General features: G+C 25.5%; 13 protein-coding genes. 9 read left to right on the top strand and 4 right to left on the bottom strand.

Going from position 1 to position 17,064, the window contains the following annotated elements; translation table 11 throughout:
* Positions 1-79: 79 nt before the first annotated feature.
* The 4 genes from ACH5BK_RS01280 to ACH5BK_RS01265 are packed head-to-tail and all read left to right on the top strand — an operon-like array spanning position 80 to position 2,899.
* Positions 80-730, top strand: a complete 651-nt coding sequence (locus ACH5BK_RS01280) for a thioredoxin family protein (RefSeq protein ID WP_404303977.1) — start codon at positions 80-82, stop codon at positions 728-730.
* 1 nt (position 731) lies between these two features.
* Entirely contained in the window at positions 732-1,208 is a 477-nt protein-coding gene (locus ACH5BK_RS01275) for a thioredoxin family protein (protein WP_404303975.1), read from the top strand.
* Positions 1,209-1,221: 13 nt separating this feature from the next.
* The gene (locus tag ACH5BK_RS01270; RefSeq protein ID WP_404303974.1) at positions 1,222-1,563 is read left to right on the top strand and encodes a hypothetical protein; all 342 of its coding nucleotides are present in this window, start codon (positions 1,222-1,224) and stop codon (positions 1,561-1,563) included.
* Between the two features lie 43 nt (positions 1,564-1,606).
* Entirely contained in the window at positions 1,607-2,899 is a 1,293-nt protein-coding gene (locus tag ACH5BK_RS01265) for an aminoacyl-histidine dipeptidase (protein ID WP_404303973.1), read from the top strand.
* A gap of 2 nt (positions 2,900-2,901) precedes the next feature.
* Here the strand turns inward: ACH5BK_RS01265 and ACH5BK_RS01260 are convergent, their stop codons facing one another.
* Genes ACH5BK_RS01260 through ACH5BK_RS01250 form a run of 3 tightly spaced genes read right to left on the bottom strand, consistent with a single transcriptional unit; the run spans position 2,902 to position 5,578 of the window.
* Positions 2,902-3,711: a DUF1853 family protein gene (locus tag ACH5BK_RS01260; RefSeq protein ID WP_404303972.1), complete on the bottom strand. Its 810-nt coding sequence runs from the start codon at positions 3,709-3,711 to the stop codon at positions 2,902-2,904.
* Between the two features lie 3 nt (positions 3,712-3,714).
* On the bottom strand, positions 3,715-4,059 hold the full coding sequence (locus ACH5BK_RS01255) for a hypothetical protein (RefSeq protein WP_404303970.1): 345 nt from the start codon (positions 4,057-4,059) through the stop codon (positions 3,715-3,717).
* A gap of 28 nt (positions 4,060-4,087) precedes the next feature.
* Positions 4,088-5,578 (bottom strand): PAS domain S-box protein, encoded by a 1,491-nt coding sequence (locus tag ACH5BK_RS01250; RefSeq protein WP_404303969.1) that lies wholly within the window; start codon positions 5,576-5,578, stop codon positions 4,088-4,090.
* Between the two features lie 152 nt (positions 5,579-5,730).
* On the opposite strand from ACH5BK_RS01250, the gene ligA reads away from it, so the two are divergent.
* Positions 5,731-7,677, top strand: a complete 1,947-nt coding sequence (gene ligA / locus ACH5BK_RS01245; RefSeq protein WP_404303967.1) for an NAD-dependent DNA ligase LigA — start codon at positions 5,731-5,733, stop codon at positions 7,675-7,677.
* A gap of 218 nt (positions 7,678-7,895) precedes the next feature.
* Positions 7,896-8,369, top strand: coding sequence for an acyl-CoA thioesterase (locus ACH5BK_RS01240; RefSeq protein ID WP_404303965.1), 474 nt, complete (start codon positions 7,896-7,898; stop codon positions 8,367-8,369).
* Positions 8,370-8,459: 90 nt separating this feature from the next.
* Here ACH5BK_RS01240 and ACH5BK_RS01235 read toward each other — a convergent pair whose 3' ends face one another.
* Complete coding sequence (locus ACH5BK_RS01235) at positions 8,460-10,058, bottom strand: ABC-F family ATP-binding cassette domain-containing protein (protein WP_404303963.1); 1,599 nt, start codon at positions 10,056-10,058, stop codon at positions 8,460-8,462.
* A gap of 174 nt (positions 10,059-10,232) precedes the next feature.
* On the opposite strand from ACH5BK_RS01235, the gene ACH5BK_RS01230 reads away from it, so the two are divergent.
* The 3 genes from ACH5BK_RS01230 to ACH5BK_RS01220 are packed head-to-tail and all read left to right on the top strand — an operon-like array spanning position 10,233 to position 17,058.
* Positions 10,233-14,213 carry a response regulator gene (locus ACH5BK_RS01230; protein WP_404303962.1) on the top strand — a complete coding sequence of 1,327 codons (3,981 nt, stop codon included), beginning with the start codon at positions 10,233-10,235 and terminating at the stop codon, positions 14,211-14,213.
* Positions 14,210-15,862 (top strand): CheR family methyltransferase, encoded by a 1,653-nt coding sequence (locus ACH5BK_RS01225; protein ID WP_404303961.1) that lies wholly within the window; start codon positions 14,210-14,212, stop codon positions 15,860-15,862. The genes ACH5BK_RS01230 and ACH5BK_RS01225 overlap by 4 nt, the downstream gene beginning before the upstream one ends.
* Positions 15,859-17,058 (top strand): response regulator, encoded by a 1,200-nt coding sequence (locus tag ACH5BK_RS01220; protein WP_404303959.1) that lies wholly within the window; start codon positions 15,859-15,861, stop codon positions 17,056-17,058. The genes ACH5BK_RS01225 and ACH5BK_RS01220 overlap by 4 nt, the downstream gene beginning before the upstream one ends.
* Positions 17,059-17,064: the final 6 nt, after the last annotated feature.

Below are 17,064 nucleotides of genomic sequence, written 5' to 3'. Positions count from 1 at the left end.
TTTTCTTCTTAATAGTTTAACTTATGATAATTAGAATTTAATTATTATAAGTTTGATTATTTATAAGGAAGGGATTAACATGAAAATTAAATTTTTGAATAAAACAATCATCACTTCATTAATAGCAACTGCTATTTTATTTAGTGGGTGTAGTGAGTCTAAGTCTAAAGCAGAAGTTGTTAAAGAAGATACAAGTGAAGATATAAAAGTACAGGTAAAAGAAGAGCCAAAAGTAGTTTATACAAAAAACGACGAAGTGGTGAATAAAGTATTTAAGGATATAGCTAAAATAGGACCCCAAGGTAAATATATGCTAATTGTATTTGGAACAAACACAGATCCTTATTCTGATAGATTAAAAGCAGATATCAAAAATACTCCTGAATTATCAGATATGATTACAAATAAATTATCAGCATTTTATTTAAAAGCCCATGAAAATAAAAGAGTAAAACTTTTCCATGAAGGTGATTATATGGATGTAGATACTAAGACTATGATTTCTATTTATGGTGTTACATCAACTCCAACTTTAATTTTTGCTGATAAAAAAGGTAAAGCTGTTATTGTTGTACCTGGTTATATGCCAGCACAACAGTTTGTAGAGACAATTAAATTTATGGAAAGTAAAAAATGGGAAGGCAAAGATAGAAAAAATGGTGAAGTATATGAAGCTTTAAGAGACCATTATATAGCAAATGGTATTAATGTAAAAAAGAAAGAGTCATAAAATGATAAAGAAACTATTAATAACAATTACCCTACTTTCATCTTTGGCTTTTGCCAATAATGTTTTAAAAACTGATACGAGGTTAGTTGCTCAAGGTAAAGCTGTAATGTTTATTTTTGAAAGTTCATCTTGTCCATATTGTGAAGTTTTAAAAAAAGATTTTAAAGAAAATAAAGAAATGGCCAAACTAGCAAAAGAGTTTAATATTTATTTAATAAACCAAGATAAAGAAGAAAACTTTATAGTAGGAAAAACAAAGAAAAAAGAGTCTACAACAACTTTAAGAATGGCTTTTAGAGCAAAAGCAACTCCAAATATAGTAATGTTTGATAAAAATTGGAATAGAATTTTCCAATTACCTGGATATGCTCATCCTGCCCAGATGATAACTTTTATGAAATTTATTAAAGGTTTACATGAAGGTAAATATACAACTAAAGATTGGCAAAAATATTTAAAAGATAATGGTGTATCTTAAATAAAGGCAAGTAATGAAATTTATTAAAATACTTATTTTCATTTTTTTAATACCTAATATAGCTTTTTCTAGTACTATTTGGCTAGAAGAAGCTCAAGAAAGAATGAATTGGCATGATGCTATGACTTATTGTAAAGAAAGAAATGCGAAACTTCCTTCAAAAAAACTATTTATAAAACTTTGGCTTGAAAATAATAAAGCTTCTGATATAAAAGGTTTTGACTTATCTGTGTCTTATTGGACTAGAGATGAAGTAAAAAATAATAAACATGCAGCTTATCCTTTTTACTTTATGGAGGGTAGAGATACTTGGTATTATAAAGCTGATAAATATGGAGTTAGATGTATTAAATAAGAGTTTATTTGTTATAATCCTTTAAAAATTTTGAAGGTATAAAATGAGTAAAGTTATAGATATATTTAAAGAAATTACTGCAATCCCAAGATGTTCAAAAACTCATGAACCATTTATAAACTATATGAAAAACTTATCTCAAAACTTAGGTTTTGAGTGTCTTGTAGATAAATACAATAATATTTTATGTAAAAAATCCTCTTCTCAAGCAAAAATCGTATTTCAATCACACTACGATATTGTATGTTTAGAAGATAACTGCGTTCCACAAATAATACAAAATGATGATATTTTAAGTGCTAAAAACTCTACACTTGGTAGTGATAATGGTATTGGATGTTCATACATGATAAATCTTATGTATGAAGGAGTTGATGCTGAGTATTTATTTACATCAGATGAAGAGATAGGACTTATTGGTGCAAATAATTTAGAGCTTGAAATAAATGCCCCTTATATGCTTAATCTTGATAGCGAGGAAGAAGGTGAAGTTTGTATAGGTTGTGCTGGAGGAGTTGATATTTTTGCTATTAATTCAAATAAAAAAATTATCCCAAATACAGAAAATTTAGATTTATATGAGATTACAATAGGCAAATTACAAGGTGGGCATAGTGGAGTTGATATAGATAAGAATATACCAAATGCAATAAAACTAGTAGCACAAACAATCAAAGAAGCCAATGGAAAACTTTTAGATTTTAATGGTGGAGAAAGAATCAACTCAATTCCAGTAAATGCAAAAGCAATTATAGCTTGTAAAGAAGAACCCAAAGCAAGTCATGAAAATATGAAAATCACAAAAATAGATGCTCAAAGTGAACATTTAAGCGTATTTGATGATAAAATTATTGATTTTATATATGACTTTAAACAAGGTGTTATCTCAACAAACGAAGAATTAAAAGTTGTTCAAAATTCTATAAATATAGCAATTATTTCAACTACATTAGATAGTATCAAAATAGAATTTAGTGCAAGATCAATGGCAAACAATGAGTTAGCAGCAATAAAAGAAGAAACTATAAATATTTTAAATGAGCATGGATTTAGTGTAACTACTGATGGAAAATATCCAGCATGGAAACCTGATATTAACGAATTTACTTCAAAAGTTTTAGATATTTATCAAACTATTCAGCCAAAAGCTTCCCTTGAAGCTATTCATGCAGGTTTAGAATGTGCAATTTTTAAAGATAAATACCCACATTTAAAAGTAGCTTCTATTGGCCCTACTATTAACTTTCCTCATTCAAGAAAAGAACAAGTATCAATAAAATCAGTAGAAAATGTATATGAAGTTGTAAAAAAAATAGTTGATGAAGTTTATAAATAGTTTTACCACCAAGTGATAAAAAACTCTTCATATCTATCATCTTTTTTTAACCAAACTAAAGGAGATTTTTTCAAATCTAAAAAGATTTGAATTTCTTCTTGTATTTCCTCATAAGCTTTCCAAGTTTTATTTATTTTAGCTGATACAATCCAATCATATCTATGTGGTAAAAAATATTTGTACTTTTTAAAATTCTCTTGCTTTTTAAAATCCTCAATATTTATATAAAAACCTTTTATACAAGCTTTGTTAATCAAAGAAACATCTACATGTTTTTTATAAGGTAAAAAGATATTTGCTTTAAAGCAAGTATTTTGATAAATATTTTTTAAATCTATATCATAAAGCATTTCCATTGTTTTTTCTTTAAAAAGTAATGGAAATTGTTTTGTTTTTAACTTATTTAATTTTTTAACTAAACTATCATCTCTATTAGGGCCTATATATCTATCTATTTCTTTTTCAAAGTTTTCATCATACAAATAAAATTTATATACAAGCTCTGCATGTAAAAAAGAATTTTTAACTTTATCAAATAAAATAAAGTCTATTTCACCTAAAGTATTTTTATCTTCAATTACTTGGATATTCTTGTGTATTAGGTTATAACGACTTGAATGTTTTATATACTCTTCAAAAAAATATTCAACTCTTTTTCCTAAAGGAAGCTTCTGTATAATCTCAAAATCTGCATAATTCTTATCTTTGTAAGATATCTCTTCAAAGATGAATTGCTCTATGTTTTCTAGCTTTGAAAATAAATCAGGAGTATTATAAAAACTCTCAAATTGTATTTTGATATTTGTTTTCATAAATTATGATTTATTTTTAGCCTTATTTATTTCTGTCATATATTTATATACCATGTAATCAAACATTTTTGAATTTTGATTTTTTTGAAAAAAGAAAAACATTTCTATAAATCTAAGTGACATTCTAAAAAATGCTGTAAAAGGCACTATGTAAGTGATAATCGTAGATTGTGTTCTGTATGGATAGTATTTATCCATTTGTTCTTTTAAATCTTTTAATATTAAACTTTCCTCTTGTAATTTATCACTGTTTTGACTACTAATAACTTTTATAGCCATAACAAAATTAATTAAAAACATTAAGGCATTTAAATTCCAGCCTAATATACATATATCAAGATAACTCATTTATTCTCCTAAACTTAATTGTAGCAAGTTATATCACAATTCTAAATAAGGCACCGTAATAACTCTTTTTTTCAAAGTCAAAATCAAGATTTTTTACTATAATTTCACCTTCCATGTGCTTAGTAATAATTTCTCTTGTCATAAACAACCCTATTCCTGTACCTTGACTTTGATGTTTTGTTGTAAAGTATGGTTCAAATATTTTTTCTTGAATATTTTGAGGTATACCACCTGCATTATCAACTATATCTAATACTACTTTATCATCATTTTTATATAAAGCTATTTTTATTATTTTTCTTTCATTTTGCATTTCTTTATTTAAAATCAAGGCATCTTTTGCATTATTAATTATATTAAGTAAAACTTGCATAAATTCATTTTTATAATTTTCTATAGTAATAGTATCATCAACTTGTCTAAAAATTTCTATGTCACTACTACTTAAACTCATTTCTATTAAGTCTATGGTTTTATTTATTAAAGAAGAGACATTAAAAACAGATTTTTCTTTATCTCTTTCAAAAAAGTTTTTAAAATCATCTATAGTATTAGACAAATAACTAGTTGTATTCATTATTTTTTGAAGGGATTCATCTAGTATCTCATCAGTTAAAGTATTAAACTCTTTTTGAAGTGTTATTCCACTTGTACAAGTAGAAATGACACTTAAAGGTTGTCTCCATTGATGAGCAATATTTTCAAGCATTTCTCCCATAGCTGCCATTTTTGATTGTTGAATTAAAAGTTTTTCTTTTTGAAGATTATCATCTTCATACTCTTTAAATTTTGTCAAATCATAAACATGAACAACAACGCTCTCAACAATATTGTTATTATAATAAGGTTCATAAAATACTTGTAAATAATGTTCTTTTTCATTTAGCTTAACATTTGTATTAAACTGTATTGCTTCACCTTCTAAAGCCTTATCAAATTTTTCTTTTACAATATTATTAAAGTACTCTTTCCCAAATACAAATGACATTTTTTTACCAACAAAATCTTCTTTTTTTATACCAAAAAATTTTGAATAGTAATCATTTACTTGTAAATATCTATAATCTTTATCAACTAAAGCTAAAAAACTTGAAGACTTTTCTAAAGCTTTATTGTAATAACCAATTAACTTTTCTCTTTGTTTTCGTAGTGTTAAGTCTTTTAACATTAATATTAAATAATTTTTATTTTCTGATTTAATTAAATTAAATACTATTTCAATTGGAGTCATTTTATTATTTTTATTTAATACAACATATTCTAAATCTTTAACTTTCTTATCTGTTAAAAGTTTTTTTATAGCACTTTCAAAAGAGGCTTTTATATCTATTTGAGTATCTTTGTGAAAGACTTCAAGATAATGCGTTTCATTGAAGTTTGTATTGTTTAAATTTAATAGTTTCTTTGCTTTTTCATTGATTTCAACTATTTTATTTGTATCAATATCAATAACTAAAATACTTACTTGTAGCTTTTCAAATAACTGTTTATAAAAAGTTATATTATTTATAGTTTCCATCAATAATCCCATTATTTATGATTTTATAAGCATTAATAATAATCATATCTATTTTAGTATAAAGCTTTGGTAAATATTTGTATTATTTTAACTAATAACTTTTAAATAAATATTTTTTAGGTAAAATACAAAAAAATTTTCAAAGAGATATAATGACTAAAAATGAATATGATTTAAATATTGAAAAACTTATAAAATGGGCTTATGCTTATTATGTAGAAGATAATCCAATCGCAACAGATGAAGAATATGATAAGTTATCAAGACTTTGTCTAGCTTTTGAACAAGAAAACCCTAAATTATCCCATCCAAATTCACCAAATAAAAGAGTTGGAGGTATGGTTTTAGAAGGTTTTGAAAAAGCAAAACATTTGACAAGAATGTGGTCACAAGAAGACGTATTTAACACAAAAGAGTTAGAAGACTGGATAAATAGAGCAAAAAAAGTAAATACGAATTTAGAGTTTTATTGTGAGCCAAAATTTGATGGGGCTAGTTTAAACCTTATTTATGAAAATGGATTTTTAAAACAAGCTATTACAAGAGGTGATGGAAGTATTGGAGAAGATGTTACTAATAATGTTAAAACAATTCACTCTATTCCACTTCAAATAGAAGAAAAATCACTTCTTGAAGTAAGAGGTGAGATTGTAATTAAAAAAGCAGACTTTGAAAAAATAAATGAATTAAGACTTAAAAATCAAGAAGCCCCTTTTGCTAATCCAAGAAACGCTGCTTCTGGAAGCTTAAGACAATTAGACCCAAGTATTACTGCCCAAAGAAAACTATTTTTTAATGTATGGGGTGTTGGAGAGAACTCTTTAGGTTTTACTAAAAGTAGTGAACTTATGAATTATATTTATTCTCTTGGTTTTGTAAAACCTCCTTTACAAACTATAACTTCTACGGTTGAAGGGATAGAAGAGATTTATCATGAAATAATTAAACAAAGAGATAGTATTGAAATGATGCTTGATGGAATGGTTGTAAAAATAAATGATATAGAAACACAACAAGAGCTTGGATATACAGTAAAATTCCCTAGATGGTCTTGTGCTTATAAATTTCCAGCTGTTGAAAAAACTACAAAAATAAAAGATATTATTCAGCAAGTAGGAAGAACAGGAGTTATAACACCTGTAGCAGTTGTAAAACCAACTCATATTGATGGTAGTATGGTTGAAAGGGCTAGTTTACATAACTATGATGAAATACAAAGACTTGATTTAAGAATTAATGATGAAGTTATTATTATCAAAAGTGGTGATATTATCCCAAAAATCACTAAAGTATTTCATGATAGAAGAGATGGAACACAAGAAGAGATAAAAAGACCTACAAACTGTCCTAAATGTAATAGTGAACTTTTAGATGAAGGTACGCTAATTAAGTGTCAAAACTTAGATTGTCCTAGTATAGTTACAAACTCAATTATTTATTTTGCTTCAAAAAATTGTATGAATATTGATGGCCTAGGAATCAAAATAGTTGAGCAACTTGTAAGGGAAAAGAAAATATATGATATTTTAGATTTATACTCATTAAAGTATGAAAATTTAGCTGATTTAGAAGGATTTAAAGAGAAAAAAATCAACAATCTTTTAAATTCAATTAAAAACACTAAGGGGGTAGCACTTCATAGAGTTATCAATGCTTTAGGTATTGAACATATAGGAGAAGTTGCTTCTAAACAAATTTGTTTAGAATTTGGATTAAATGTAGTAAATATTGATGTTGATTCTTTAATTGCACTTGATGGTATTGGTGAGCAAATGGCAAAATCTTTTGTAGAGTTTATGCATATAAATAAAGAATTGGTTTTAAAACTTCTTGATATTATAGAACCAAAGGTAGAAGAGAAAGTAGAAATTGCTGAAAATCACTTCAAAGGAAAAACTGTAGTTCTTACAGGAACAATGAGTAGATCAAGAGGAGTTATCAAAAAAGAATTAGAAGCTTTAGGTGCAAAAGTGAGTTCTTCTGTATCTAAAAAAACTGATTATTTAATCTATGGTGAAGATGCAGGAAGTAAATACGATAAAGCTATTGATTTAAAAGTAGCAACTATCACAGAAGAACAAATGCAAGAAATGATTTAATGATTCTTCTTTAATAATTACTTAAATTGTGTTACATAAATTCACACTTCAAGTGATTAGATATAAGAAAATTTAAAGTTTCAATAGCAAAATGTTACTTTTTTCTATAGTTTTAAAAACTATAGAAAGAATTAACGAAATTGCTATGTTTATACTACGCTTTTGTTTTATAATAAATCAAAATTTAACAATAATAAATTATACAATGAGGTTACAATATGAGTGATGAAGTAAAAAGAGAAAAATCATTAACAATGACAATGTTAATGACTCCTGATAAAGCAAACTTTTCAGGGAAAAATGTACATGGTGGTGAGATTTTAAAAATGTTAGACCATGTAGCTTATGCTTGTGCAGCAAGATATACAGGAATGTATGCTGTAACATTATCGGTTGATATGGTTTTATTTAAAAATCCAATTAAAATAGGTTCTCTAGTTACTTTCCATGCATCAGTAAACTATACAGGTAGAACTTCTATGGAAATAGGAATTAAAGTTATTTCAGAAGATATTAAAGATCATACAATCAAAAACACAAATGTATGTTACTTTACAATGATTTCAGTTGATGAAAATGGTAAACCAACACCAGTACCAAAATTAGATTTACAAACAGAAGATGATAAAAGAAGATATAATGACGCTATAAAAAGAAGAGAAATTAGAATGGACTCAAGACACGCAAAATAAATATTTATTTTCTGTAAATAAAAAAGGGGATAGATTTAAAATCTATCCCCTTTTTTTATCTAATAACATATAATTTAAAATCAAAAAAGACTATTTTTTAGCCTCTTTTGATTCAATATATTCTTCATAAGTTCCTTTAAAATCTACAATTGATCCATCTTCTTGAATTTCAATAATTCTATTTGCATAAGCATCTAATAACTCTCTATCGTGAGATACACAAATTACAGAACCAGGATACTCAAGTAAACCCTCTCCTAATGCAATAATAGCTTCTAGGTCTAAGTGGTTTGTAGGTTCATCTAAAACCATAAAGTTTGGTTGCTCTAACATAATTTTAGATAACCACATTCTATGTTTTTCTCCCCCTGAACAAGACTCAACTTTTTTCTCTTGTTCTTGACCATTAAATAGCATTCTACCTAAACAGTTTCTAATTTCATTAATATCAGCATCTCTATCAAATGATCTTAACCAATCATATAATGTAATATCACCAGAAATTAAATCTGTTGCATTTTGTGGGAAATAACCATTTTGAATAGTAGCTCCCCAGTGAATTTCTCCACTATTAGCTTCAATATTTTTAACAATAATTTCACATAATGTAGTTTTACCAATACCATTTGGTCCAATAAGAGCAATTTTGTCACCCTTCTCTACAGTAAATGATACATTATTTAATACTGTATGTCCATCATAAGACTTACAAATATCTTTAACACTTAATAACTCTTTACCAACTTCTCTTTTTTGTTTGAAGATAATTGATGGATCTCTTCTTGAAGAAATTTCAATAGCTCCCATATCTAACTTATCTAATTGTTTTTGTCTTGAAGTTGCTTGTTTTGCTTTAGAAGCATTTGCAGAGAATCTAGCGATGAATTTTTCTAATTCTTCTTTCTCTTTTTGTTTTTTATTCATATCTGTTTGAGCTTGTTTTGCTAAAACTGTAGAAGCAATATACCAATCATCGTAATTCCCAGTAAATTCTCTAATCTTTTTAAAATCAACATCTAAGATGTGAGTACAAACTGCATTTAAGAAGTGTCTATCGTGAGATATAACTACCATTGTACCATCATGGTGTTGTAACTGATTCTCTAACCAACCAATTGTTTCAATATCAAGGTTATTTGTAGGCTCATCAAGGAATAAAACATCAGGTTTTGGGTATAAAACTTGTGCTAATAAAACTTTAAATTTATCTCCCCCAGTTAAAGTACTCATTAAATCATTGTGTTGTGATGCAGGGAAACCTAAATCTTCTAAAATTTTTGTAATTTTTACATCATATTCATAAGTTGGATCTTCTTCAACACATACAATTTCTAATTCTGCTAGTCTATTGTTTACTTCATCTGTAAACTCAGGACTCATATATAACTCTTCTTTTTCTTTAATTGCGTTATATAATCTTTTATTTCCTAATAAAACTGTGTCAAATAATGAATACTCTTCATAAGCAAATTGGTTTTGTTCTAAAGTTCCAACTTTTTTACCATTTTGAACTTGTACTTCACCTTCTGTTGCATCTTCAATACCAGATAAAATTTTTAGAAAAGTAGTTTTACCAGCACCATTTGCACCAATAAGTCCATATCTTTTCCCCGTATCTAACTTAAGATTAATATCTTGAAAAAGTACTCTTGGTCCGAATGCTTTTTTTAAATTTACTATTTGTACCATATAAAATTAACTCCAAATCTTTAATATGTGGCGATTATATCTAATTAAAGCTGATGTATAATTTATACCACTTTATCTTTGCTATAAAATAAAAAATAATTTTTATTTTCATCATTAGTTTATTATAAAACTTTTGTTACAATGGTAATAATAACAAAATAAAAGAGCTAATTTATGAAAAATGTTTCTATCAAACTTAAACTAATAATTTTAATTAGTTTATCTCTGTTAATTTTAACTTCAACCCTAGGTATTATTTCAATCAAACAAATGAAAGACACACTAATTGAATCAAAATATGTTCAATTAACTGCTACGCGAGATTCTAAAATTAAACAACTTGAAGACGTATTTTCTTTGTACAAAAAACAAATATATCTTCTTGCTAATACTAGCTATACAAAAAGTATTACTAATAATTTTATTAGTATTCATGAAAAAATTGGTATAGATGAACATAGTAAGCTTTCAGTAAATAATGAGGAAGTATATAAACTTCTTCCTAGATGGGATAGTTTTTTTAAGAATTATACTGATACATACCCTTTTGATGACATTTATGTAATATCAGCTGATTTAGGACATGTACTATATACATTTGAAAAGAAAAATGATTATGGAACTAATTTAGAAAATGGTCAATACAGAAACTCTCCTTTAGCAAAAATATGGAACAAAGTTAAAAAATATAAAAGAGTCGTTTTTTATGATATGGAGAAATACGAACCAAATAATAATAAACCTACTATGTTTATAGCTGCTCCTGTATATATAAATAAAGTATTTAAATCTGTATTAGTATTTAAAATTGATACAAATAGTATTCAAAATATTATGAAATATAGAAGTGGATATGAACAATCCCATGAAGATTATTTAGTTGGTTCAGATTATTTAATGAGAAGTGATAGTTTTTTATCTCCTAAAACACACTCACTAGAAAACTCTTTTAGATTTCCTCAAAGTGGTAAAATAGATATAGAAGTTTCAAAAAAAGCTTTAAGAGGTGAAAGTGGAACAGAAATAGCTATAGATTATTTAGATAATGAAGTATTATCCTCTTATACTTATTTTGATATAGATGATGAGCTTAGATGGGCTGTTATTTCAGAAGTTAAACTATCTGATATTTTAAAAAAACCAAATGAATTAAGAAATACAGTAATTATTATTTCAATAATTTCAGTTTTAGTTGTTTTAACTTTACTTTACTTTGTAATTCAAAAGTATATTATAAGTTCATTAGATGAATTCCAAAATGGACTTTTAAACTTTTTTAAATTTTTAAATAGAGAATCATCAGAAGTAACACTGTTAAAAAGAGATTCAAATGATGAAATTGGAATTATGAGTGAAGCAGTAAATAAAGGTATAGAAAGAACAAAATTAAATATTGAAAAAAATGATATTGAAGTTTGGATAAAAGATGGTGTAACTCAATTAAATCAAATTCTTATGAACTTAAAATCAGTTAATGAAGTAAGTGATGAATCAATTAAATTTATAAGTAAATATATAAATGCAGGTGTTGGTGTATTTTATTTCTATGAAGAAGACAAAAATAAGCTTCAACAATATGCAAGTTATGCTCATGTTGTAAGAGATGAACTTTCAACCTCTTTTGCTTTAAAAGAAGGTGTAGTAGGTCAAGTAGCATTCCAAAAAGAGCCAATACTACTTAAAAATATTAAAAAAGATACAAATTTAATTACAACAGGTACCATAACACAAGCTTCTTATAATACATATACATTTCCTTTAATTTATAACAATGAATTATTTGGAGTTATTGAACTAGGCTCTTTTAATGAATTTAATAAACAAACTTTACAATTTCTTGAAAATATCACGAAAGCAATTTGTATTTCACTTTCAACATCTATTCAGGCTAATAAGGTTCAAAAATTATTAGAGAACACTAGAATAGCAAATGATAGACTTGAAAAACAACAATTAGAACTTCAAGAAGCAAATGCTCAAATGGAAGAACAACAAGTTCAACTTGAAGAAGCAAACGCAAATATGGAAGAACAGCAACAGCAACTTGAAGAAGCAAATGCAAATATGGAAGAGCAACAACAACAGCTTAAGATATCTGAACAAAATCTTAAACTTCAAAATCAGCAACTTGAAGAAACAAAAAAAGAGATTGAAAAAAAAGCTGATGAATTATCAAAGTCAGGAAAGTATAAATCTGAATTTTTAGCAAATATGAGCCATGAATTAAGAACACCACTTAATTCAATAATTCTTCTATCATCACTTTTACAAAAAAATAGTAAAAAAACTTTAACAAATGATGATATAAAAAAAGCAAAAACAATTTTTGAATCAGGAAATGAACTATTAAGACTTATTAATGATATTTTAGATTTATCAAAAGTAGAATCTGGAAAAATGGAAGTTATTGTAGATAACTTTTCAAGTAAAGATTTATTAAGTCATTTAAAAGATACTTTTGATTTCACGGCAAAAGATAAAGGTTTAGATTTTAATATAGTAGATGAATATCAAAGTAGCATACAAAATGATAAAGATCGAATACTTCAAATCTTAAGAAATTTAATTTCAAATGCCTTCAAATTTACAAGTGAAGGTTCAATTACTGTAAAAATACAAGAACCTGAAGATAAATCAAAAGACTTTAAAATAAGTGTAATAGATACAGGAATTGGTATTGCTAAAAATAAACAAGAAGATATTTTTAAAGCCTTTACACAAGCAGATGGTGGTACAAGTAGACAATACGGAGGTACAGGGCTTGGATTATCTATTTCAAGAGAATTAGCAAAACTATTAGGTGGGAAAATATCTCTTAGCTCAAAAGAAGGTAAAGGAAGTACGTTTAGTATTGAATTACCAAACTTAACATCTTCAAATGCAAATATTAATTTTGAAAGTGAAATAAAAGTTGAGTCTACGACTAAAACAAAAGCACTTAAATCTTCTTCTACATCAACAAAAATAGCAAATGATGATAGAGATATTATGACTGAAAAAGATTTTGCATATTTAATCATTGATGATGATATGGCATTTGCAGATATAGTTTATGATGAGATTAAAAAAGATAATAATTTTGCTTTAGTTGCTTATGATGGAACAAGTGGATTAGAACTTGTTAAAAAATATAATATTAAAGGTGTATTACTTGATTTAACACTTCCAGATATAGATGGGATTGATGTACTTAAAGAATTAAAATCTAAACCAGAAACGAAAAATATTCCAGTACATATAATCTCATCTAAAGATAAAAATAAAGAAACTTTAGAATTAGGAGCTATTGGTTATTTACAAAAACCTGTTTATGATGGAGATATTAATAATATTATTTCATCAATTGATTCTTTTCAAGAGAAAAAAATAAAAGACTTACTTATAGTAGAAGATGATAAAGTTCAAAGAGAAGCTTTGATAGAGCTTGTTGGAGAAGGTGTAAATATTAAAGGAGTTAAAACAGCTGCTGCTGCAATAGAAGAAGTAAAAAAAGAGCTTTATGATACAGTTGTTGTTGATTTAGGATTAATTGATGGAAGTGGTTATGAAGTTTGTGAATATATTAAAAATGCTCACCCTAATCTACCTATTATTATATATACAGGAAAAGATATTTCAAAAGAAGATAAGCTAAAACTTCAAGAATATAGCAATAGCATTATAATAAAAACTGCAAACTCAAATGAGAGAATATTAAATGAAATAAATCTATTTTTACATAGAAAAGAAGAGCCAGAAGAAAAAAATGATGAAATTTTTGATGCTATTAACTTAAAAGATACAAATATTTTAATTGTAGATGATGATATTAAAAATATTTTTGTTTTAGATGCAGCATTAAAAGAGTTTGATGCTAATACTTTTACAGCTTTTAATGGTCAAGAAGCTTTAGACTTTTTACATGAAAATCATAATATTGATTTGATTTTAATGGACATCATGATGCCAATAATGGATGGTTATGAAGCAATGGAAAAAATTAGAGAAGATGAAACTTTAAAACATATTCCAATTATAGCAGTAACAGCAAAAGCGATGAAAGAAGATAGAGAAAAGTGTATTAATCTTGGAGCTGATGATTATATGTCAAAACCTATTGATTTAAATGTTTTAGGGAATTTAATAAAAGTTTGGAGTACGAAAAAACATAAATGAATATAATAGCACATGAGCAAGATGATATTTTAAAAATAATTGTACAAAAAATTGAAAAAAAAGATTTAAAAGAGTTAGAAAACTATATAAAAAAAGATTATATCAAAATAGAAATTAGCTTTTTAAATATTCAGATTATTCCAAAAAATTTAGTACTTTTATTAAAAGAAAATATTCATAAGATTGATATTTTTACAAATGAATTAACTTTAAAAACATATTTAATAAATCTTGGATTTACTTTGACCTTTAAAGATAATTATAACAATAAACCAAAAAAATTAAATCTTCAATATATTGCTATTGGTGGAAGTGCTGGAAGTTTATCAAAGTTTATTGAAATAATAAAAAATCTTCCAAAATCTGAAGTTTCTATATTTATTATTATGCATCAAAAAGCTGATAATAAAAGCATTTTAAGTAATATTTTACAAAAATATACAAGTAATTATAAAGTAGTTGAAGCAAAATCAGATATGAGAATTGAAGGAAATACAATTTATACAGCCCCTGCTGGAAAACATCTAATTGTTACAGGAAACTTTATTTTCTTAACTGATGAAGTAAAAAGAAATTTCTCAAGGCCTTCTATTAGTACTACTTTTGAAGCTTTATCAAATGAATATAAAAATAGTTTTTTAGCTATCTTAGTTTGTGGATATGGTGCAGATGGAACAGATAGTTTAAAACTTTTAAATCAAAATGGTTCAACTATTTTAATAGAAGACCCTAATGAATGTGAAGCAAAAGCAATGCTAGAAAATGCTATTTCAACAAAACTTTATGATGAAGTATTATCACTAGATGAAATAATAAAATATATTAAATTTAATTTGGATGATGATTTTTTTGAAAAAAAAGATATAGAAAGTTTCTTGGAAAAAATATATATAAAGTATGGTTATGATTATACAGGATATAATTATAATCATATAAAAAGAAGAATACATCTTTTTTATTCAAATTTAAAACCTAAAAACTTTAAAGAGTTTGAAAAAATAGTTTTAAATAATAAAAGTATTTTTAAAGATTTATTTTTAAATATTTCTGTTAATATTACAACTTTCTATAGAAACCCTGAAGTTTTTAAAATACTTAGGAATGAAATTTTACCAAAACTAGATAGTTATTTAGATATTAAAATTTGGTGTGCTGGCTGTAGTAGTGGAGAAGAGCCCTACTCTATTGCTATATTTTTAAAAGAGTTAGGATTATTAGATAGAAGTTTAATTTATGCAACAGATTTAAATGAAATAATATTAGAAAATGCAAAAAATGGCTTATTTTCTAAAGAGAACTATAATAGTTTTTTAAAAAATTACTATAAAGCAGGTGGAAATCAAAGTTTTAGTAAATATTTCAATGATTATAGTAACTTTGTAGAGATTAAAGAAGAGATTAAAGATAAAATACTATTTTTTAAACATAATTTAGTATTAGATTCAAAATTAAATGAATTTCAATTAATTTTTTGTCGTAATGTGATTATTTATTTTGATACCAAACTAAAAAATAAAATATTTGATTTATTTAAAGAATCTTTAGATTCTTATGGTTTTTTAGTTTTGGGAGAGAGTGAATCTTTAAATAATAATGATAAATACATAACAATAGATGAAAAATATAAGATATATAAGAGGAAAATATGAAAGAAGAAATAACAGTATTAGTAGTAGATGATGTAGAAGCAAATAGAGTATCTTTACAATACTTAATTGATGAATATTTAAAAAATATTAATTTGCTTTTAGCTCCAAGTGGAGAAGATGCTTTAAAAATCACGTATAAAACGAACGTTGATATTATAATACTAGATATCCAAATGCCAGGTTTAGATGGTTTTGATACAGCTAAATATCTTAAATCTAATCCAAAAACGCAAAATATTCCTATTATATTTCTAACTGCTGCTTTTAAAGAAGAAGAGTTCAAGCAAAAAGGCTTTGAAATAGGTGCTATTGATTATTTAACTAAACCTATCGATAATCATCAATTTGTAAATAAGTTAAAATTATATTTAGAAATTATAATCAAAAATAAACAACTTCAAGCAGTAAATGATAATTTATATCAAGCTTTACAAAAAGAAATTGAATTAAATGAAAAAATTGAAAAACAACAATTAGAATTAGTTGAACAAAGTAAAATGGCTGCTTTAGGTGAAATGATTGGAAATATAGCTCATCAATGGAGACAACCTTTATCAGTGATTTCTACGTGTGCTTCTGGCATGCATTTAAATCTTGATTTAAAAATTCTTAAAGAAGAGGATTTCAAAAAAAATATCAATATGATAATAAAAACAACACAAGATTTATCAAATACTATTGAAACTTTTAGAGATTATACAAATAAAGAAAAACTTATGAATTTTAATTTATCAAATACTATAAAAAAATGTATTGATTCAGAAGACTATATCCTAGCAAAAAATAATATTTCTGTAATATGTGATTTAGATGATAATATTGTTATAGAAAATTTACCTAATAGTTTATTTCAAGCTATAGTAAATATTATTAGAAATGCAAATGAAGCTTTATTAAAAACAGATAAGCAAAAGTATATTTTTATTGAGACAAAAGAAATTGAAAATCAAAGAGTTCAAATTTGTATTAAAGATAATGCAGGTGGAATTAAAACAGAATTTATAAATAAAATTTTTGAGCCATATTTCACAACAAAACATAAAGCTCATGGAATTGGATTAGGATTAAATGTTGTATATAAAATTATTAATGACTCAATGGGTGGAAAAATAAGAGTAAAAAATACTAGATTTAAATATCTTGAAAATGAGTATGAAGGAGCTATGTTTACAATAAATTTACCTAAATCATTTTAATTATTT

Source organism: Arcobacter sp. YIC-80, assembly GCF_044841725.1.
Classification (GTDB): Bacteria; Campylobacterota; Campylobacteria; order Campylobacterales; family Arcobacteraceae; genus Arcobacter_B.
The sequence above is the reverse complement of the archived record's forward strand: the minus strand, read 5'-3'. Positions and strand labels throughout refer to the sequence as shown.

Excerpts from the sequence above, each read along its gene's own strand:
- ACH5BK_RS01280 (WP_404303977.1), top strand. The coding sequence starts at position 80 with ATGAAAATTAAATTTTTGAATAAAACAATCATCACTTCATTAATAGCA.
- ACH5BK_RS01275 (WP_404303975.1), top strand. The coding sequence starts at position 732 with ATGATAAAGAAACTATTAATAACAATTACCCTACTTTCATCTTTGGCT.
- ACH5BK_RS01270 (WP_404303974.1), top strand. The coding sequence starts at position 1,222 with ATGAAATTTATTAAAATACTTATTTTCATTTTTTTAATACCTAATATA.
- ACH5BK_RS01265 (WP_404303973.1), top strand. The coding sequence starts at position 1,607 with ATGAGTAAAGTTATAGATATATTTAAAGAAATTACTGCAATCCCAAGA.
- ACH5BK_RS01260 (WP_404303972.1), bottom strand. The coding sequence starts at position 3,711 with ATGAAAACAAATATCAAAATACAATTTGAGAGTTTTTATAATACTCCT.
- ACH5BK_RS01255 (WP_404303970.1), bottom strand. The coding sequence starts at position 4,059 with ATGAGTTATCTTGATATATGTATATTAGGCTGGAATTTAAATGCCTTA.
- ACH5BK_RS01250 (WP_404303969.1), bottom strand. The coding sequence starts at position 5,578 with ATGGAAACTATAAATAATATAACTTTTTATAAACAGTTATTTGAAAAG.
- ligA (WP_404303967.1), top strand. The coding sequence starts at position 5,731 with ATGACTAAAAATGAATATGATTTAAATATTGAAAAACTTATAAAATGG.
- ACH5BK_RS01240 (WP_404303965.1), top strand. The coding sequence starts at position 7,896 with ATGAGTGATGAAGTAAAAAGAGAAAAATCATTAACAATGACAATGTTA.
- ACH5BK_RS01235 (WP_404303963.1), bottom strand. The coding sequence starts at position 10,058 with ATGGTACAAATAGTAAATTTAAAAAAAGCATTCGGACCAAGAGTACTT.
- ACH5BK_RS01230 (WP_404303962.1), top strand. The coding sequence starts at position 10,233 with ATGAAAAATGTTTCTATCAAACTTAAACTAATAATTTTAATTAGTTTA.
- ACH5BK_RS01225 (WP_404303961.1), top strand. The coding sequence starts at position 14,210 with ATGAATATAATAGCACATGAGCAAGATGATATTTTAAAAATAATTGTA.
- ACH5BK_RS01220 (WP_404303959.1), top strand. The coding sequence starts at position 15,859 with ATGAAAGAAGAAATAACAGTATTAGTAGTAGATGATGTAGAAGCAAAT.